General features: G+C 51.5%; 17 protein-coding genes. 4 read left to right on the top strand and 13 right to left on the bottom strand.

The window, feature by feature from the left end; translation table 11 throughout:
• Positions 1-13: 13 nt before the first annotated feature.
• The 5 genes from L6472_RS12530 to L6472_RS12510 all read right to left on the bottom strand — a co-directional run bounded on the left by L6472_RS12530 (position 14) and on the right by L6472_RS12510 (position 5,529).
• Positions 14-1,960 carry a TonB-dependent siderophore receptor gene (locus L6472_RS12530; RefSeq protein WP_237805608.1) on the bottom strand — a complete coding sequence of 649 codons (1,947 nt, stop codon included), beginning with the start codon at positions 1,958-1,960 and terminating at the stop codon, positions 14-16.
• A gap of 3 nt (positions 1,961-1,963) precedes the next feature.
• Positions 1,964-2,647, bottom strand: coding sequence for an HmuY family protein (locus L6472_RS12525; protein ID WP_237805606.1), 684 nt, complete (start codon positions 2,645-2,647; stop codon positions 1,964-1,966).
• On the bottom strand, positions 2,647-3,525 hold the full coding sequence (locus L6472_RS12520) for a hypothetical protein (protein ID WP_237805604.1): 879 nt from the start codon (positions 3,523-3,525) through the stop codon (positions 2,647-2,649). The genes L6472_RS12525 and L6472_RS12520 overlap by 1 nt, the downstream gene beginning before the upstream one ends.
• 253 nt (positions 3,526-3,778) lie before the next feature.
• Complete coding sequence (locus tag L6472_RS12515) at positions 3,779-4,759, bottom strand: TlpA disulfide reductase family protein (protein ID WP_237805602.1); 981 nt, start codon at positions 4,757-4,759, stop codon at positions 3,779-3,781.
• 125 nt (positions 4,760-4,884) lie between these two features.
• A complete protein-coding gene (locus L6472_RS12510) occupies positions 4,885-5,529 on the bottom strand; it encodes a M15 family metallopeptidase (RefSeq protein WP_237805600.1) in 645 nt (214 codons plus the stop codon).
• 74 nt (positions 5,530-5,603) lie between these two features.
• On the opposite strand from L6472_RS12510, the gene L6472_RS12505 reads away from it, so the two are divergent.
• The 3 genes from L6472_RS12505 (at position 5,604) to L6472_RS12495 (ending at position 9,069) form a co-directional block, all read left to right on the top strand.
• Positions 5,604-6,617, top strand: coding sequence for an NAD(P)-dependent oxidoreductase (locus tag L6472_RS12505; protein ID WP_237805598.1), 1,014 nt, complete (start codon positions 5,604-5,606; stop codon positions 6,615-6,617).
• Positions 6,608-7,567, top strand: coding sequence for a phosphatase PAP2 family protein (locus L6472_RS12500; protein WP_237805596.1), 960 nt, complete (start codon positions 6,608-6,610; stop codon positions 7,565-7,567). Before L6472_RS12505 ends, L6472_RS12500 begins: the two co-directional genes overlap by 10 nt.
• 68 nt (positions 7,568-7,635) lie before the next feature.
• Positions 7,636-9,069 carry an amidophosphoribosyltransferase gene (locus L6472_RS12495; protein WP_237805594.1) on the top strand — a complete coding sequence of 478 codons (1,434 nt, stop codon included), beginning with the start codon at positions 7,636-7,638 and terminating at the stop codon, positions 9,067-9,069.
• 83 nt (positions 9,070-9,152) lie between these two features.
• Here L6472_RS12495 and ispG read toward each other — a convergent pair whose 3' ends face one another.
• The 5 genes from ispG to L6472_RS12470 are packed head-to-tail and all read right to left on the bottom strand — an operon-like array spanning position 9,153 to position 13,912.
• Positions 9,153-10,544: a (E)-4-hydroxy-3-methylbut-2-enyl-diphosphate synthase gene (gene ispG, locus L6472_RS12490; protein ID WP_237805592.1), complete on the bottom strand. Its 1,392-nt coding sequence runs from the start codon at positions 10,542-10,544 to the stop codon at positions 9,153-9,155.
• Positions 10,525-11,031 carry a 5-(carboxyamino)imidazole ribonucleotide mutase gene (gene purE / locus L6472_RS12485; protein ID WP_237805590.1) on the bottom strand — a complete coding sequence of 169 codons (507 nt, stop codon included), beginning with the start codon at positions 11,029-11,031 and terminating at the stop codon, positions 10,525-10,527. Before purE ends, ispG begins: the two co-directional genes overlap by 20 nt.
• A 14-nt stretch (positions 11,032-11,045) precedes the next feature.
• Positions 11,046-11,702: a phosphatase PAP2 family protein gene (locus tag L6472_RS12480; RefSeq protein ID WP_237805588.1), complete on the bottom strand. Its 657-nt coding sequence runs from the start codon at positions 11,700-11,702 to the stop codon at positions 11,046-11,048.
• 11 nt (positions 11,703-11,713) lie between these two features.
• The gene (gene rpoN, locus L6472_RS12475) at positions 11,714-13,261 is read right to left on the bottom strand and encodes an RNA polymerase factor sigma-54 (RefSeq protein WP_237805586.1); all 1,548 of its coding nucleotides are present in this window, start codon (positions 13,259-13,261) and stop codon (positions 11,714-11,716) included.
• A 3-nt stretch (positions 13,262-13,264) separates the two neighbouring features.
• Positions 13,265-13,912, bottom strand: a complete 648-nt coding sequence (locus L6472_RS12470) for a hypothetical protein (RefSeq protein ID WP_237805584.1) — start codon at positions 13,910-13,912, stop codon at positions 13,265-13,267.
• 119 nt (positions 13,913-14,031) lie between these two features.
• On the opposite strand from L6472_RS12470, the gene L6472_RS12465 reads away from it, so the two are divergent.
• On the top strand, positions 14,032-15,354 hold the full coding sequence (locus L6472_RS12465) for a histidine-type phosphatase (RefSeq protein ID WP_237805582.1): 1,323 nt from the start codon (positions 14,032-14,034) through the stop codon (positions 15,352-15,354).
• Between the two features lie 6 nt (positions 15,355-15,360).
• Here L6472_RS12465 and L6472_RS12460 read toward each other — a convergent pair whose 3' ends face one another.
• The 3 genes from L6472_RS12460 to L6472_RS12450 form a co-directional block, all read right to left on the bottom strand.
• Complete coding sequence (locus L6472_RS12460; protein WP_237805580.1) at positions 15,361-15,780, bottom strand: SufE family protein; 420 nt, start codon at positions 15,778-15,780, stop codon at positions 15,361-15,363.
• A 56-nt stretch (positions 15,781-15,836) separates the two neighbouring features.
• Entirely contained in the window at positions 15,837-17,081 is a 1,245-nt protein-coding gene (locus L6472_RS12455) for a U32 family peptidase (RefSeq protein WP_237805578.1), read from the bottom strand.
• Positions 17,082-17,170: 89 nt separating this feature from the next.
• On the bottom strand, positions 17,171-20,038 hold the full coding sequence (locus L6472_RS12450) for a pitrilysin family protein (protein WP_237805576.1): 2,868 nt from the start codon (positions 20,036-20,038) through the stop codon (positions 17,171-17,173).
• Positions 20,039-20,231 lie beyond the last annotated feature (193 nt).

Below are 20,231 nucleotides of genomic sequence, written 5' to 3'. Positions count from 1 at the left end.
TCTGTGTATGATTTTAAAAAAGTTTATCGATGTCAATGGATGCGCCTATCGTACAGGTTGTGCCAATCGTTGTCGGCGAGTTGGCATAATAGTTTCTGGGCTTATAGTTAAAGAGGTTATCGACGGCACAGTTAAGTGTCAGCCAACTCATGATGCTCTGCGAAAGGCTCAGTTTCCAGATGCTATAGCCGTCATAGTGCACACTCGTCATGTCGTTGAGTAGCGTAGAGGCATACTCCGTCACGTTGACAGCCGACAGAAAACGGCCTGAGAGGGCTACACGGAAACCATAGTCCTTGCTGAACTGACGGTCGTAGTCCAGTCGCCATGTCATGGAGTGTGGACGGGCAGCGGTCAGGTCGGGTTGCCCTTTGTCCACGATGCTTTTCACGAAGGCATACGACACTTTGGCTCCAAGTCCATTGTGGTGATGCAGTTGTGCGGTGGCATCTACCCCCGTAATCTGCTGATTGGCGATGTTGGTGTACATCTGACCGTAGGCACCGTCGCGCTGTACGGTAGCTGTTGTGATGTAGTTGCGGAAAAAGTTATAGTAGCCTGTCGCCGTTACACAGTATTTGATGTTCTCACTGATAGATCCATAGTTCGTCCACGATAGTGACAGGTTGTGGTTTGTCTCGCATTTCAGGTCTGGGTTGCCGTAAATCATGAAGATGCCACCCATGAAAAAGTCCATGTAGAGCTCTTTGAGCGAAGGGGCACGGAAGCCAGAGGCATAGGAAGCACGTATCTGATGCTTGCCCGTCTTGAACATGCCCGCCATCTTCCATGTGGGCTTTCCCATTTTTGCAGCACTGAAATAGTCGTAGCGCAGACCTGCCAACAGGTTCCAATGTGCATTAGGGGTGTAGTCCCATTGTGCAAACGCATCGTAGCTGTTCTGTGCGTGTGACTTCTGATGGTCGGCAAACTGGTACGACAGTAGATAGTCGTTCATGAAGTCGGCTCCTGCTGTCAACTGCGACTTCCATTCAGGCATCTTCACGTTGTAGAGCGCCCGGGCAATGTTTTGGCGGTTGGAATAGTCGCGCACATCCTTCTTGGTCAGCATCGCAAAGTCCGATTTGTCGTACTGGTCGAAGCTGTAGGCCACCTCCATGTTCTGCAGGGCAGAGAGGTCCCAGTTGACTTTCAGACCGCCGTCCAGATCGCGGTAGCGCTCATGCTTCTCTGCGCTGACGTTGCGCTCACGGAAGAAATAGCCTGCCCTGCCCGTCAGTTTCAAGGCGTCAGACAGTTTCCATGTCAACCGTTCCTTTCCGTGATAACTCTTATAGGCATAGGCTGTCGAAATGGACGACTCGTCACCCTTGAGATTGAGTGCGTCGGCATCGGTCATCTGAAAGGTCGTGAACGAGTTCATGCGCCCCACAGTGAAGTCCATGTTTGCCCCGTGGCGCCACTCCTTCGTAGCACCCTCGTAGCGTGAACTGATGTTCGAAGCCCATTTCTCCGACGGACTCTTAGTGATGATGTTCACCACGCCGCCCATCGCTGCCGAGCCATAGAGCGTTGATGCCGCTCCTTTCACAATCTCTATCCGTTCAATGCCTTGCAGGTTCAGTCGTGAAAAGTCAATGTTGTCCATCGACTCGCCAGCCATGCGCTCGCCGTCGATTAAGAACAAGATGTTGTTGCCGTCGTAGCCGCCCATATTCATCACCTGCTGCCCCATGGAGTAGGTGAACTCCACGCCGGGCAGTTCCTGCTGCAACATGTCCTTGATGTCGGTGGCATCCACCTTCTTGATGTCTTCGGCACTGATCACGCGTGTCACCACGGGGATGTCCTTCAGCGTCTTTGGCGTGCGGGTGCCTGTCACCACCACGGTCTCTAGTCCCAGCGGGTCCTTGTTCCATGTGGCCAGCGTGTCCTTTCCCTCAGCATGAACAATGCCGGGCAGCATCATGATATAAAGTATAAGGAATAAGCTCTTCATCGATTATTGGTTCGTAAAGATGGGATATTTGTAGTTTACTGTCATCCAACCCTTGGTCTGATAGCGGTCTGTACTCATGTAGTTCACCAGCTGAACGGCAGCGTAAGTGCCGTCTTTGAAACGAAAGAGCATCACGTTGTCGTGCATGGTGTAGATGGGGGGCATCGAGCTGGTGTCCACATCCAGCCACCGACCAGCCTCTCGGTTCTTGAACCCCGGGGCATAATCCAGATAGCCTTCCAACATGTGCGACATATCTACGGTGATGCTCTGCTCGCTATATTCGTCGTTTGTCCATGTCGCCTCTGCAGGAAGCCCCATGGCTTCGAGCTGCTCGATGGAGTGGCAGTCGGTCATCATCACACTGCCATCGTTGGTCTTCACGTCGTAGCGGTGGTGGGCATAGTCCCATTCCTCGGGTGCTCCCGACTCTGTATGGTCCTCGGTGCTGATGTCTGCCACGGTAATGGCCAGTGAGTCGCCGTGCATATTGATGTAAACCCACTTCGTATAGCTGGTGGCATCGATGTAGTATTGTCCCTCGCGCTGCTCCACGACGGGCACGTCTTGGCGATCATCGCCGCCCGTGATGGTGTCGTCATACAAGTCTCCCATCATATCGCAAGCTGAGAATAGTCCCATGACAGCGACTATTCCCAGCATTGACAGAAGTAGATGTCTGTTCATTACTTCTGATAGTATTTCTTTCCGTTCTTGATAACGATGCCCTTATAGTTGGAATCCACACGCACACCATGGATGTTGAAGACGGGCGCTGCAGCATTATCCTTGCGGATGGCGCTGACAGATGTAGCCAGAACCTCTTCAAAGTCTGCAGGATTGAACACCACGGTCACACCGCCCATCACAGAAGGCACCACCAGTTCTGCCGTCAGCACACCGTCTTTCACGGTGCCTTTAAAATCAGAAGCATAGTTCTTGGCGTCGCCTCCCTGCATGCTTGGCATGGCGCAGGTGCCTTCACCTTGCAGCGTGAACGAACCATCCTCGTTGGCAGTCACCGTCACTGCCGCATAGGTGAATGTGCCCCAAGTCTCTGACGTGTGGCTCACGCTCACCGATTCCAGTCCCTCGTTGACCTTGATAGCGATGGATTGGTCGGCCGAGGGCGCATATTTTTTGAAGTAGGCTGCATTGGCATAGGTGCCAGCCTTGTAGGTGCCGTCAACGGCAACAGTGGCGGGCATGTCGCCAAGCGTCACGTTGATGGTCGTTCCTCCCATCACAGAGGGCACGTTAATCACAAACTGCTGGCTTTCCACAGACCCCGTGATGTTGGCAGCATATTGCTTTGGCTCGCCATGACCGGCCATTGTCAATGTGCCTTCGCCGTTGGCGGTGGCAAAAGAGCCGTCGCCCCACGTGTCTGAGTGGAACTTAATGGTCTCGTTGGTCACTTCAATGGTTTCGTCTGCATCATACATAGGTGATGTGATGTAGGAAAAGAGCACGGCACCCCATGCCTGATAAGTTTCTGCCATCACTGACGACTGCATGCCAAACATCATGGCAACTGCAAGGATAGTTGAGTAAATCTTCTTCATGCTAATACCTGATTTTAAATGATTAATATGTTGTATGTGTATCAATTGCAACGACGTGCCGGTGCTCAAAAAAGCGCTGCAAAGGTAGGATGATTGCGTGAGTTGTGCAATACCGAAAAAAGATGGTTTTGCTTTCATGAAGCCATTTCCTATATGTCATAACAGATTAACCAAAAGTAGGTATTGTGACCAACAAAAAAAGCTTAGCCTTATGTCATGTAAGGCTAAGCTTTTCCTGCGTTTTGGCAGTTGTTCAGAAACCGTAGATCTCCTTCAGCTTGTCGCCGAGTTTCTCGCCACGCAGGTCAATGGCGATGATCTTACCGGTGGGGTCGCACAGGATGCTCGAAGGAATGCTGCGGATGCCGTAGGTCTGGGCAGCAATGGTCTGCCAGAACTTCAGGTCTGAGAGGTGCGTCCAGTTCAGTCCCTTCTCGACGATAGCCTTTTTCCAAGCATCTGCATTGCGGTCGAACGACAGGCCCACCACGTTGAAGCCCTTCGCCTTGTACTTCTCGAAGTTAGCCTTCACGTTGGGCATCTCCATCATGCAGGGTCCGCACCACGAAGCCCAGAAGTCTATCAGCACATAGTTGCCCTTGCCCACATATTCGCTCAGCTTGTGGCTGTTGCCCAGTGTGTCGGCCTCTTCAATATCTTTGAACATGGTGCCGGGTGCACGCAGGGCCAACGACTCCAAGTATGGTTTTACCTTGGCACACAGGGGGTGTTTCAGGTAGGGCGCATCTTTCTCAATCTCTGCTTTCAGCTCGTCGTAGCTCATGACATACATGAGTTGCGACATGGCGAAGGCGCCCACAGCATTGTTGGGGTTAGCAGCCAGTCCTTGGCGCAGTACCTCTTCCTGTTCTGTTTCCGTTTTTGCCTTGCTCATGGCGAGCGCCAACTTGGCAAGAGCCATGTTCTGTGCCGAGCCCTTCACCTCGTCGGTGTTCATATCCAGCGTCAGCTCCTTGCCATCCACCACGAACATGTTGAACAATTTGTGCTCAGCATCCATGATAGCCATCACCGTGCCTTCGGGCTTGTCGGTATTGATGGTGAAAGTGCCGTTGGTCACGTTGATGGTCTCGTTTTGTTGGTTCGTGCCTATCTCCATCAAGGCCAGTGTCTTGGCGTCTTTATGAGCCGTACCTTTCACGGTGAACTGTGTCTGTGCCATGAAAGGCAGTGCTGCTGCCAGTAGTGCAGCCAGTGAAAAAAGTCTTTTCATTTTCTGTTGTGTTGTTTTATTAATAAGTTTCGACTGCAAAAATAGTTATTTTCTCTTTGATTCTCTCTGTATAGTCGTCAAAAAGCTCAGAAGTTCGCTTTTTTTATGTTATGTTTACACTGTGTTTACTTCTCGAAATGCTGGTAGTCCTTGTGCGACTTCCAGTCGCCTCCCCACGTGAAACCGTGCTTCTTGAAGAGGCGACAAGCCAGGTCGTCGCTGGTGATCTTATAGCGGAACTTCTTCGAGCGGTCGCAGTAGGGCTTGCCGGTGGTGGGCTGAATGACCACCTTTCCGCTGGGGTAGCGGCGGTAGTAGGGATTGTAAAGCGTGTTCAGGTCCACGGCCATGCCCATGGCGTGCTTCGACAGCGTCTTCGAGTTGGCCACGACGCGATAGCAGAAACACGATGAGTTGTTGTCGCGCATCTGTCGTTCGTCGCCGGCATCGTAGTTGTCGGGCAGCACCATGCGCCCGATGGGGTAGTGCGCCTTGTAGAGTTGGCGGAAAATGTCGATGAGGTCTTGCGCAATGAGCTTGTTGCACACCATCTCGCCCTGGTGTGTCTTGCCGTCGTAGTCCCAGTGAAGCACGCGGATATAGCGCAGGTCGGCACGCTGGATGTGCGGGTTGTCGTGGTATGTCTTGCCCTGCATCACGTGCCATACCGAGTCGCTGATTTCGCTGATTGAGAAGTCTTCGCCCTGTGCTTTGCAGCCTTGTGCGCACAGCGTCAGCACCACCATATTAATATATAAGAGCCATTTCATCTTGTTATTTTTTGCTGCAAATATACACAAAATCAGTTAATAATTACTACCTTTGCACCCAAATTTTGACGATTATGAAGATTCTTATCACGGGAGCCAGCGGATTTATAGGCTCGTTTATTTGCGAAGAAGCCGTGCGTCAGGGCTTCGACACCTGGGCAGCCATGCGTGGCAGTAGCAAACGTGACTTTCTGAACATCGAGGGATTGCACTTCCTGGAGCTCGACCTGTCGGACCAGTCTAAGCTGGAGGCGCAGTTGCGTCCCCACCAGTTTGACTATGTGGTGCATGCTGCCGGCGTGACAAAATGCCTGAACACCGAAGACTTCTTTCGCGTGAACACCGAGGGCACCAAGAATCTTGTGCGTGCCCTGATGGCACTGCAGATGCCGCTGAAGCGCTTTGTCTATCTGAGCTCGCTCAGTGTCTTTGGAGCCATCCGCGAACGTCAGCCCTACACCGAGATAAAGGACACCGACACACCACAGCCCAACACTGCCTACGGCAAGAGCAAGCTGGAGGCAGAGCGCTGGTTGGACACACTGAATGGCGAATCATCGACCGGTAAGCTTTTCCCCTATATCGTGCTACGCCCCACGGGCGTCTATGGTCCTCGCGAGCGCGACTACTTCCTGATGGTGCAGAGCATCAAGCAGCACAGTGACTTTGCCGTGGGCTTCACCCGTCAGGACATCACTTTTGTCTATGTGCTTGACGTGGTACAGGCCGTATTTTTGGCACTGGAGCATGGCGAAGTGGGCCACAAATACTTCCTGAGCGATGGCGAGGTCTATCAGTCAACGACCTTTTCTGACTTGATTCGCCGCGAACTGGGCAACCCTTGGTGGATTCGTATCACGGCACCCGTATGGGTGTTGCGCGTGGTCACTTGGTTTGGCGACCAGATAGGTCATCTGCGTGGCAAGATTAGCGCACTGAATAATGATAAGTATCACATACTGAAACAGCGCAACTGGCGCTGTGACATCGAGCCCGCCCGTCGTGAGTTGGGCTATAACCCTCAATACACATTGGAGAAGGGAGTGCCCCTCACTGTGAAATGGTATCAAGATAACGGATGGATTTAAGACAACTATTTGCTCGTGACGAGCAGCCCCGTCAGGGATTCTTGGCTTTTGAATGGCTCATCATGGCTTACGTGGTGTTCACCTCGCTGCTCATGCTCTACTACTCGTTCAGTCATGAACTGCACATGGCATCCATGGTGAGCGTGCGTTTGCAGACATTGGCAGCCCTATTTCTGCTGAAATGGATATACACACTGAAGCCCTGTCGCTTCACTATGTTCCTGCGCGCCCTGGCACAGTTGATGCTGCTGGGGCTGTGGTATCCCGACACCTACGAGCTGAACCGCATGCTGCCCAATCTCGATCACGTGTTTGCCCAGTGCGAACAGACGGTCTTTAGCTGTCAGCCCGCTCTGCTCTTTGCCCAGCAGTTTCCTCAACCGCTGGTCAGCGAACTGGTGAAACTGGGCTACGAGAGCTATTATGTGGTGATGCTGGCCGTGATGCTCTATTATCTCTTTAAGCGTTTTGATGACTTCGAGCGCATGGCATTCATCCTGTTGGGCAGTTTCTTCCTGTTCTATCTGGTGTTCATCTTCCTGCCTGTGGTCGGCCCGCAGTTCTACTACTGCGCCGTGGGTGTGGACCAGATTGCACAAGGCGTGTTCCCCAACGTCGGTCACTATTTTGAGAACAACACCGACTGTCTGCCCATTCCCGGGTGGCAAGACGGTCTGTTCCATCAACTCACCATCATCTCGCACAACGCCGGCGAGCGCCCCACGGCTGCTTTTCCCAGCAGTCATGTCGGCGTCACCACCATTCTGCTGTGGTTGGCATGGCAGGCACGCAGTCGCTGGCTGTTCTTCAGTCTGCTGCCCCTTGCGGTCCTGATGTTCTTTGGCACCTTCTATATCTTGGCGCATTATGCCATCGATGCAATAGCCGGTGTATTCTTCGGCACGTTCTATTATTTCCTTTTAAGGTTTATATACAAAAAATCTCGTTGAAATGTTGCTCATTCAGCGAGATTTTTGTAATTTTGCACCGATTTTTAATCAACACAGCGATAACAATTATGGGCGGCTTTTTTGGCACAATCTCTACAAAGAGTTGCGTAAACGATTTGTTTTACGGAACCGATTACAATTCACACCTTGGTACACGACGTGCAGGTTTGGTAACTTACGATGAAGAAAAGGGATTTTCACGCAGTATCCACTCTTTGGAGCGCGACTATTTCCGTTCGAAGTTTGAAGACGAACTTGACGACTTTTCTGGTAATTTGGGCATAGGCGTCATCAGCGATACCGACCCTCAGCCAATCATCATCAACTCACATTTGGGACGCTATGCCGTGGTCACGGTGGCAAAGATAAACAACTTGCGCGAAATTGCCGACGAACTTCTGGCGCAGCGTATGCACTTGAGCGAGCAGAGTGCCAACAACCTGAACCAAACAGAGCTCGTGGCTCTGCTCATCAACATGGGCAACACGTTTGTGGATGGCATCAATCTGGTCTATCGTAAAATCAAGGGTTCGTGCTCAATGCTGATTCTGACAGAGGATGGCATCATCGCAGCGCGCGACTTCCTGGGCCGCACCCCCATCGTGCTGGGCCACCGAGAAGATGGCTATGCCCTGTCGAGCGAGACTACCAGCTTCCCCAATCTGGGTTATAAGACCGTGCGCGACATCGGTCCCGGCGAGATTGTCAAGGTGAAGAGCGACGCAGTGGAAGTGATGCAGCCAGCCTTCAAGCGCTGTCAGATTTGTTCGTTCTTGTGGGTTTACTATGGCTTCCCTGCCTCTTGCTACGAGGGTATCAACGTGGAAGAGGTGCGTGAGCGCAATGGTAAGCGCATGGGTGAGAAAGATCAAGTGGAAGCCGACTTGGTATGCGGTATCCCCGACTCGGGTGTAGGCATGGCTCTGGGCTATGCTGATGGTGCTAAGATTCCATACAAGCGTGCCGTACTGAAGTACACACCCACCTGGCCACGCTCGTTTACTCCCAACAATCAGGCGCGTCGTAACCTGGTGGCTAAGATGAAACTGATTCCTAATGGTAATATTCTGAAGGACCAGCGCATCGTGTTCTGCGACGACTCTATCGTGCGTGGCACACAGTTGCGCGACAATGTGCGCGAGTTCTTTGAGAATGGTGCCAAGGAAGTACATGTGCGTATCTCGTGTCCGCCATTGGTCTATGGCTGTCCATTCATCGGTTTCACCTCTTCAAAGAGCGATATGGAGCTGATCACTCGTCAGATTATTCGCGACTTTGAAGGCGACGACAAGGCCAAGCTCGACAAGTATGCACAGACAGACTCGCCCGAATACAAGCGCATGGTCGATGAGATTGCCCGCCGTCTGGGACTCACCTCGGTGAAGTTTGCAACGCTCGAGGACCTCGTCGCATCTATAGGTCTGCCCAAGAACAGCGTTTGTACGCACTGCTTCGATGGCAGCAGCTACGACCAGCAGGGTGATGGCGAATTTTTCGGATAATCCCACAACTTATCTTTCTAAATAAAAGAAGCCCCGGACAGTGTTGCCCGGGGCTTCTTCTTGTTTTTATACAGCGCAACGGCCTACGCCTTGGCGGCGCGGTCGTTGTTGATCAGTTCTAAAAGGCGTTCTACGGCTTCCTCTTCAGGAATGTTCTTCAGCACACACTCCTTGGCACGATAGAGGCTGATCTTGCCACGACCAGCACCCACGTAGCCATAGTCGGCATCGGCCATCTCGCCGGGGCCATTCACAATGCATCCCATGATGCCAATCTTCAGTCCGACCAGCTCTTTCGTGGCTGCCTTGATCTTGGCAATGGTGTCCTGCAGGTTGTAGAGCGTGCGTCCGCAACCTGGACAAGAGATATATTCTGTCTTGGTGAACTTGATGCGTGCTGCCTGAAGAATGGCGTCGGCCAGCGATGTGAGCATCTGACTGTCGGCTGTCGGCTGTTGGCTGACAGACAGTTGCAGCTTCGTGGCTTTGCGGTCTATGAGCAGGGCACCTACGGCCATGGCGGCCTTCAGCTGGTAGGTCTCCCAGTCGGGTGCATCAAGACACAGCGTGATGGTGTCGTCCTGAATGCTGGCCTCTGCCTCGGCACGGAGCCTGGTGCATTCGGGAATCAGGTCCACCAGCTTGCGGGCAACGGGAATCTCGTATTCGGGTTCCTCGCTGAGGCTCACACGGATGGTGTCGCCAATGCCTTCGGTCAGCAGGGCTCCAATGCCCAGTGCCGACTTGATGCGGCCATCTTCGCCTTCGCCAGCCTCGGTGACGCCCAGGTGCAGAGGATAGTGCATGTCCTCCTGGTCCATGGTCTTCACCAACAGGCGCACGGTGGTCACCATGACAACCGTATTCGAGGCCTTGATGGAGATGACCACATCGTTGAACTGTTCGCGACGGAAGATGCGCAGGAACTCCATGCAGCTCTCTACGATACCCTCGGGGGTGTCGCCATAGCGACTCATGATGCGGTCGGACAGGGAGCCGTGGTTCACACCGATACGCACGGCCGTGTGGTGCTCCTTACAGATGTTGATGAAGGGCACGAGCTTCTTCTCTATTTTCTCGAGTTCGGCGGCATACTCCTCGTCGGTGTATTCCAGGTGTTTGAACGTGCGGCCCGGGTCAACATAGTTGCCTGGGTTGATGCGCACCTTCTCGCAGTACTGTGCTGCAATGTCGGCAGTGTGAGCTGTGAAATGCACATCGGCCACCAGTGGGGTGGTGTAGCCATCGGCCTTCAGACGGGCAGAGATGTTCTTCATGTTCTCTGCCTCGCGACTGCCTTGGGTGGTGAAGCGTACCAGTTCGCCGCCAGCATCGATAATGCGCTTGGCCTGAGCCACGCTTGCCTCGGTGTCGTTGGTGTCGGTGGTAGCCATCGACTGTATGCGGATGGGGTTGTCGCCACCAATGGCAATGTGGCCTACGTGGCAGACACTACTAGTTCGTCTTATACTCATATTTCACTTCTGCTAAATCCTTGTTGGCTTTCTCGATCTTGCTCTTCAGACCAGTCTTGTAGTCGCTCAGTCGCTTTGCCAGGTCAGCATCGCTGAGGGCAAGCATCTCGACAGCCAGAATGGCTGCGTTCTGAGCTCCGTTGACACCCACGGTGGCTACGGGAATGCCTGGGGGCATCTGGATGATGGAGAGCATGGCGTCGAGACCGTCAAGCATGCCCTTGATGGGAACACCGATGACGGGCAGCGTGGTTGAGGCTGCGATGACACCAGGCAGGGCGGCAGCCATACCGGCACCGGCAATGATAACCTTCAGACCACGTTCCTGGGCTGTGCGCGCAAAGGTCTCGACGGCATCGGGAGTGCGGTGGGCAGAGAGTGCGTTGACTTCAAAAGGAACCTGCATCTCGTCGAGCAACTTACATGCTTTTTCCATGACGGGCAGGTCGCTCGTGCTGCCCATGATGATACTTACTACTGGTTTCATATTCTTGATACTTTTTAATCAATTGCGAAATAGAAAATGCCTGTACCACCAATGAGGAAGCCTACAAGGAAGCCTACACACACCTGGGCCAGCGTATGCTGACGCAGAAACATGCGGGCACTGCCCAACAGACCGGCTACGATGAGGGTGAGGCAAAGCCAACAGACAGGGTTGAAGGAGAATATCTCGGCAAACACCAACAGGGCACCTGCCACACCTCCGATGGCTGCGGTATGGGTGGAAATCTTCCACCACACGTTGATGATGGCACACACAATCTGTACCATCAATGCCGCAAAGACAATGGATGATACGAAATGGAAAATGTTGAGTGCGTTGAGCACCTGTATGCACAGCAGATAGCTGCAGATGGAAATGAGGTAGGGCACAAGGCGACGGCGCTTGCTGCTCAGTTCGAAAAGTGTCCAACCATGATAGTTGCGATAAAGACGAATGAGAAAGGTGGGCATGAGGATGGTGAACAGGTACACCAAGCTAAGCACCATGAACCGATAGCCTGCAGGCAGCAGACTGAGATAGCTGAAGGTGAACAGTACAATAAGACCTACCAACGGCAGGTAAAAGGGGGTGAACATCATGCTGATAGTGCGGGCGGCAATGATGATGCTTTTATCTTTTGATATCCTGATGATGTTTTTTTCTCTTGACATCCTGATGATGACTAATTAGACTTTCTATAACGTGCAATGGGTATGCCCAGCATCTCGCGATATTTGGCTACGGTACGGCGGGCTATGGGATAGCCTTTCTGCGCCAGCATCTTACAGAGAACATCGTCGGCAAGGGGATGGCGCTTGTCTTCCTCGTTGATCATCTCGCGCAATACTGCTTTGACAACGCGGGTGGACAGCTCCTCGCCATTCTGTGTGGTGAAACTCTCGCTGAAGAAATAGCGCAGGGGGAAGGTACCCCATCGCGTCTGAGCGTATTTGGAGTTGGAAACACGGGAGACGGTGCTGATGTCCAGTCCGGTCTTCTCAGCCACGTCTTTCAATATCATGGGGCGAAGTAGCGTCTCGTCGCCCTCCACGAAGAAAGGGTGTTGCAACTGAATGATGGCCTTCATGGTGAGGGTCATGGAGTGATGACGCATCTTGATGGCATCGATGAAACTTTGTGCTGCACTTACTTTCTGACGGGTGTAGAGCAGGGCTTCCTTCATCTGGCGGGTCATGCTGTCCTTGTTGGATTGATAGTCCTTCAGCAGTTCGGCAAATGATGGAGAAACCTGCAACTGTGGTATGTCGTTGGTGTTCAGTGTGAAGGTGACGGTACCATCGTCTTGTGTTTCAACAATGAAATCGGGGGTGATTTGGTGTATGGAGTGACCGATGGTCTCACTCATGGATGCACCAGGACGTGGATTGAGGTGACGCAGTTCGCGCGTCAGGTCTTGCATCCGCTGACTGCCTATGTTGAGGTCTTTCTGCAACTTATCCCATCGCTGGTTCTTAAAGTCGTCGAAGTGATCGGTGAGGACGCGCAGCATGAGCTGCTCCATGTCGAGCTTGTCTTGTGGCGCGACGTTACTGGTGTCTTCGTCGAGTTTGCGCTTAACTTGTAGTTGCAGGCATTCCTGCAGATTGCGAGCGCCAATGCCTGGTGGGTCAAATTGCTGAAGACGATGAAGAATCTTCTCGACTTCTTCTGGGCTGAGATCAATGTTGTGATAGATTGCCAGCTCCTCTGCGATGGTGTCGATGGGAGTGCGCAGCAGACCATCGTCGGCCAATGAGCGGATGAGATACTCCATCACATAGCGTTCCTCGTCGCTGAGTTCCAGTTCGCTGACTTGCTGTAGCAGCATGTCATAGAAGGTCTCGTTGGTGCCAAAGGACTCTTCTTCATGAGAATCTTCGTCCGTGGTGTGACTGCCAGAATAGACAGGCAGATCCTCGTCGTCTTGGCCAAAACTTTGCAAGGCGGCGTCAAGCGCGTCTTGACGTTCTTCGCGTTCTCGCTGACTGTCGTAGTCTTCGTTGGGGTTATCCTGAGCGTCAAGACTGTCGTTAAAATCTGGGTTGTCGGGATATTCTGGCTCGTCTGTCTGTTGTTCCAGAGCAGGATTGTCGTGCATCTCGGTGTTGACCCGTTCAATGAATTGCTGAAGGGGTAGTTCCACCAGTTGTGCATTCAACAGCTGTTGCTGCGAGATGGCTTGCTGCATGCGCTGTTCTTGTCGCTGTTCCTGAGTCTGAATCTGAGCCATAATTTACTTGAAATAAGCCATCAGTTCCTGTGCCAGTTCGTTAAGCTGGTTGGGGTCTCCATTGCCATAGCGATGCCAGATCTGCTGGCATGCGGGCAAGAGTGGTGATGGCGTGACATCACTTTTGGTAAAGTAGGGATCGCACGATTGGAAGGTGACGAGCACTTCAACGACCTCGGCAGGCGACAGCTTCATCTGGCGGGCCAGCTCGACAACCTCAGGCGTCTCTTCGACCATTGTGGCAGGGGTCAGCTGGAAGAAGAGATTGAGCACAAGAATCAGCATGACGGGCTTCAGCCGCTCGTTCTCGGGCAATGGGCGGAAGTCTTTCTCGAACGACTCTTGTATCTCGACACCACGATAGAATGCATCGCTGGCGCCAAAGTCTTTCATCTGACGCAGGGTGTTGACAGCACGCTGCAGGCGGCGAGGATTCTCGCTGTAGGTCTGCCAGAGGCGCTCAATGAGTGGAGTCTCAAGTCTTTCTATCTGGTGCATGCGAGCTTGCAGGGCCTGTGGAGCAATGTGTAACTCCAGGCTGAGGTCCACCAAATCTTTGCTGTAGAGTGGTTTGGTGCCTACAGGTTTTTTCAGGTAGAGCTGCAGTAGCGGCAACCAGAAGTCATCGTTCCAAACTTGATTCTTTGCCATGTGCTTTAATTTTGGAGCAAAGTTACTGAAAACAACGTGAATAACCAAATTTTTTTAGATGCTTTCATGAAGAATTCTGATTTATTTTGTACTTTTGCATCAAATAATAACTAAGAACAATGCGAAAACTGTTTTTTCTGCTGATGCTGACGGCACTCTCGTCTTCTGGCATGGGTCAAATACAGATGCAAACACAGGCACCGACGCCCAAGGAGGAGTTCAAGAAGAACCTGAGACTGTCTGGTGGCGAGTTTTTGGCATATCCTATCCCGCGGCAGCGCAAACAGACACCAGCTCCCGAAGGGAAACGCTTGTTCTATGTCAGCCACTACGGACATTTCGGCTCGCATCATCATGAGGAGGAGATAGACTATGACTTTGCTTTGAACTGCCTGACGACGGCTGATGATAAGGGCATGCTGACCTCGCTGGGGAAAGATGTGCTGGATCGTGTCAGACGGATGAAGGCTGAGGCTTATCAGCGATGGGGCGAACTGACAGAGGTGGGACTGTCGCAACAGCGGGTCATCATTGCACGCATGTATGAACGATTCAGACCTGTGTTTGGAGAAGGGGCGCATGTGGAGGCGCATAGTACCACCGACGGACAGACGGTGCTGGCCATGGGCGTGGCATTGCAGCAATTGTTGCTGTTGAATCAGAAGTTGGATATTCATCAGGATGCCAGCCTTCATGAGATGTACTATATGTGTCAGCGGGATAGTGGGCTGCAGGCCGAACGACTGTCGGCACAGAAGCGTCGGGCTTTTGACACGTTCTGTAAGAAACGTCGTCGCTGGCAGCGCATGGTGGGCGCTTTGTTTAATGACAAAGACTATCTGGAACAGCAGGTGGATGGTGAGAAGCTCAACCGACATCTGTTTCGGTTGGCATCCAATCTGCAGAGCTCGGAATTGCGCAAGGAGATGACCTTCTATGATCTATACACTGATCAAGAGATATACGAAAACTGGCAGAAAGAGAATGTGTTGCAGTATCTGACAAACGGATTCTCACCGTATGATGGTGGTGATCAGCCTTATTCGCAGCGCAACCTGTTGCGACGCATCATTGAGCAGGCCGACAGTTGTATCAAAATGGCACATCCTGGCAGTACGCTTCGCTTTGGTCATGAGATGGTAATCATGCCACTGGTGTGCTTGTTGGGACTGGATGGCTACGATCAACAGGTGGATGAACTGGATCAACTGGAAAAACGTGGATGGGTGGACTATCGCGTCTTGCCGATGGGGGCTAATGTCCAGTTCGCATTTTATCGCAAGAATGTATCAGATAAGGATGTGTTGTTCAAAATCCTGTTAAACGAAAATGAGGCAACTCTGCCTTTGAATACAGATGTTGCCCCATACTATCATTGGGATGATTTTCGTGATTACTACCTGCAGCGCATCAATGCGTATGAAGAGAATCTGACAGAGTAGTCCCCTTTATGCTTTCTGACTGAAGGCCAACGCATACATGCGAGCCTGTTTAACCATAGCCAGCAGACCATTGCTGCGGGTGGGGGAGAGGTGCTCCTTCAGGCCAATCTCTTCGATGAAGTAGAGGTCGGCACTCAGAATGTCTTGCGGCGTTTGGTCGTTAAGTACACGGATGAGCAATGCCACAATGCCTTTCACAATCAGCGCATCGCTCTCGGCTTGGAAGTGAATCTTTCCATCGACATAGTCGGCCTGTAGCCATACTCGACTTTGGCAGCCGTCAATCAGGTTGCTCTCTGTTTTGTATTTCTCGTCAAGCGGCTCCTGCTCATTGCCTAAGTCGATGAGCAGTTGGTATTTATCCATCCAGTCGTCAAATCCACTGAATTCCTCGATAATTTCGTCTTGTCTTTCGTTGATAGTCATATTTCAATGATTCCCTAATTATCAATAATTGATTTGCTTGGCAACACCAAGAACTATTAATGTTCAACTTTCTCAATGAGGAATAGCTTGTCGCTGGGACGCACCTTCTCTGGCACCTTGATGCTGACGCGTGTGCCTTGTTGGGCTGTTTGTACACTGCTGGTGTCATCGTGAATCTCATCAACGGTCACATAGAGTGCACCTGTTGTGGGACCGGTGATGAGCATCTTGTCGCCTACGCTGAAAGTGCCAGCTTCTACAGAGAACTCTGCTACCCCCAACTTCGAGAAGTATTTTACGCCCTTGCCGATATACTTCTTGCGCTCGGTGGCACTTGAGCCGTAGTTGGTGTTCCACTCGCCCAGTGTCTGTCCTTGATAGTAACCATCCCAGAAACCTCGGTTGAAGACGGTGGCAAGGCGCTCGTCCCAAGCATCCTTCTTCTCTTCGGTAAACGTGCCGTCGAGTACGCTCTGGATGGCTTCCTTATAGCATTGCACCACGGTGAGCACATATTCGGGACCGCGCGCACGTCCTTCAATCTTGAAGACGCGGACACCGGCATTCATCATCTTGTCGATGAAACGAACAGTCTTCAGGTCTTTGGGACTCATGATATACTTGTTGTCTATCTCCAGTTCGGTGCCCGTCTCGCGGTCGGTCACCAGGTATGAACGGCGACATATCTGCATGCACGAGCCTCGGTTTGCCGAGCGCCCCGTGTTGTCAAGACTCATATAGCACTTGCCACTCACGGCCATGCACAGAGCACCGTGGCAGAACATCTCGATGCGTACCTGTTTGCCGCTGGGACCGCAGATGTTCTGCTCTTCTATCTGACGGTAGATCTCGGCCACCTGATCCATACGGAGTTCGCGTGCCAGCACGACGACATCGGCAAACTGAGCGTAGAACTTCAGTGCTTCGGCATTGGAGATGTTCAACTGTGTGGAGAGGTGAACCTCCATGCCTACCTTGCGGCAGTAGGTCATCACGGCAATGTCGCAGGCAATCACAGCCGATATCTTGGCCTCGACGGCAGCATCTACAATCTGATGCATCATCGCGATGTCCTCGCCATAGATGATGGTGTTCACTGTGAGGTAGGTCTTGACGCCTGCTTCGTTACATGTAGCAGCAATTTCGCGCAGGTCGTCGATGGTGAAATGATTGGCCGAATGTGAACGCATGTTCAGCTGTTCTACTCCAAAATACACGGAGTCGGCTCCCGCTTTCAGCGCTGCAGCCAGCGAGTCGCGGCTGCCCACAGGCGCCATAATCTCAAAATCCTTCAAATTCATGGTTGCAAAGGTACGAATAAGTCAGCGAATAGCAAAACGAAAGAATATATTTCTTTGTATCACAGGCTTTTTCTTAACCTATGTATATCTTACCTATATACATCCTCTTTCTTCAGTTCTATCACCTTTCCGAAGCGAGCAAGGGCCTTCATGTCCGTCAGTTTCTTGTCGCCAATAACCACCCAGACACGATTTTTATTAGAGGCGATATACCGTTGGTGGAACTGCTTGATGTCCTGAGACGTAACGGCAGGTATGTCTTTGGCAATATCCGCATGAGGATCAGCGCTATACCCATCTCTCAGTTGGTTTGCCACATATTCTCCCACGGTACGGAAAGTAGGATAAGCATTCTGGATATCATTGACAACGCTCTGACGCGCGGCTTCCAGATTGTTCTCTTTCATCGGTATCTGATGCAACAGAGAGTCTATGGTTGAGAGCGCCTCCAATGTCTTATCGGCTTGGGTACCTGTTATCGTGACATAACCTTGCACTGAATCTGGATGCCTGGCAAGACTTGTAGTCAGAGCATTGCCACCCGTAGAGTAAGCCAGCGAGCGGAACTCACGGACATTTTGGAAAAGCACAGACGACATACTGCCTCCGAAATACTCATCCCAGAGCTTGAACTGCGCACGGTCAGCCTGTGTAGGCAACGCTCCGATAGCGTCATAGCTGGCCACATAGTTCTGGCGTGACTTTGGCACATGATAGAAATAGACCACTGGGGCATCATACTGCAGGAAAGGACGGAACGTATCAGCCTGAGGCTTGGTGCATTGAGCCAAAGGAAGGATGCGTTGCGACTCGTTCGCTACATACGCTATAGGTTGGCGACCACAGTAGAAGATTTCGCACTCATATCGCTGCAACTCACGGAAGAGCACCATCAGGTCTTCATCTGTCAGAGACGTCACCTCCTTCCTACTCATCTGCGTGAGATAAGACGACCTTTCTCCATAAGCGATACGATGCATCACAGGTCGCAACACGTCGTCTTTCTGTTTGCCGAAGCTCTTACGTTCCACCCTGTCCTCATCCTTCACATCTTTGAGTGCATCACGATCTCCTTTGGCCGAACGCAGGAAATGTGCCAACAGCTGCAGGGCAGGCACCAGTTGATTGTCAGGACCTGTGAGGTTGATGCTGAAAGTTACGTTGTCAGGCACTATCTCCATCGTGGTGCCAATACGCTGCCAAGCCTGTTCCAACTGCTGTTTCTTCAGTGAGTCGGTGCCCAACTGCGACAGATAGTCGGCCATGATCTTCAGTGCTGGTGTATGCAGTTCACCATCCTTGTAGCGGATGGTAAAACTAAATACGTCATTGATGGGGTTCTCCTTGTAAAACAACACGGTTTGAGATTTGAGAGGATGGATAGTCACATCCTTTTTAAAGTCAACGGTACGTACCGTTGTATCCTTGACAGGCACCTGCTCTAACTGCTGGGCAAAGGCCGACTTCGTATCCATATTTTTCGGACTGATAGGCTTATAGCCTGGCTGTTTCAGTGTTTCTTTCTTCGACGTGCCGTATTTCTTGACCAAAGTGATATAGTTGGCACCATAATACTTTCTTGCCGCAGCTACCACGTCGGCCTTTGTCAGTCGGCGAATACCTTCCATCTTTTGAAGCACATCCTGCCAACTGCGCCCTTTCGAGAATGCATCAATCAGCACATTCGAGCGATTGCTAATCGTTTCTATGTTCAGTTCTGCCTCCATCAGCATCTCTTGCTTCAGGGCCTCCATCTGCTCGTCAGTAAAATCACCGTCCATCACCTTTTTGACCTGTTCCATCACACGGGCCTCAGCCTTTTTCATCTTACCGAAGAGGTTGGGAATGACCACAATGCCAGAACCTGCTGCATCATCCAACGAGGCACTCACAGCTGCAGCCATCATCAATTTGTGTTCGTTGACCAGCGAATCTAGAAGACCAGCCTTACCGTTATATAGCAGCTTGTTAGCCAAGTCGAGCGCATGAGCATCTGGCTCAAACTCTGTTGGAGCCTTGAATATCAGAGCCTCAGCACCCACAAGCGGGATAGGCAGTTCCACCTCCTCACGCTCGCCAGCCGTAATCGTAGGCATAGGGCTCTTTATTCGTTCTGGCGCAGGACCAGTCTGCACACGTCCGAAGGTCTTCTCCAACAAAGCTGTCAGCGCCGCATCAGGCTTAATATCTCCGCAGAGGATCAGGCCCATATTTGATGCTACATAGTATTTCTTGAAAAAGGCTTCCATATCAGACAGACGTGGATTCTTCAGATTCTCCGTAGAACCAATGAGAGAATAGGCATAGGGCTGGGTCTTAAACACCGCACTGAACACTTTATCCTGCGCATTGCCTAGGGCATCGGCTGCACGGTTTTTCTCCTCGTAAACATTCTCTAACTCACCCTGAAAACCGCGGAACACAGGTTTGATGAGTCGCTCGGAGTTCAGCCAGCACCACTGTTCTATGAACTGTGGCAGGAACGAGTTGTGATAGTAGGTCAAATCATGACCGGTGCCGGCATTCAGAGAACTGCCACCATATTTTGTTATCAACCGACTGAACTCATTGGGAATCGTATAGTTGGCAGCCTTTAGACTTAGTTCGTTGATATGTTTCTGGATGCGAGTGCGCTCTGCCTCATTCTTGGTCTTGCTGAGCAGGTCGTATTGTGCCGAGATACTGTCGAGCCAAGGTTTCTCTTTCTCATAGTCAATAGTGCCCATGCGGTCAGTACCCTTAAACATGATATGCTCAAAATAGTGAGCAATACCCGTATTGGGACAGTCCTTTGCGCCAGCCTTTACCACAACAGCGCCAAAGACTTTTGGCTGGGAGTGATCCTCGTTCAGCCATACGGTCATGCCATTACTAAGTTTCAACTCCTTGACGTCCAGCTGTGCATAAGCACACACACCCGTCATGACAACAACCAAAAGAAAAGCAATTCGTTTCATTTTCTGCTATAATGTAATACCTATTGCAAGATGAATAATACCAAGACTACCATAGCCCGGTTCTCCAAAGAAATTCAAGGATTTGCCCCTTAGAGAGTATCGCAAATGATTTCCAGCTTCCATCTTCATAGCGCAAAAATAGCGCAATTCGGGAGAATAACCAAATTAATTTGTGTTTTTGCTTGAAAAGATC

Origin of the sequence: Prevotella sp. E13-17 (assembly GCF_022024035.1) — a bacterium.
GTDB lineage: Bacteria > Bacteroidota > Bacteroidia > Bacteroidales > Bacteroidaceae > Prevotella.
The sequence above is the reverse complement of the archived record's forward strand: the minus strand, read 5'-3'. Positions and strand labels throughout refer to the sequence as shown.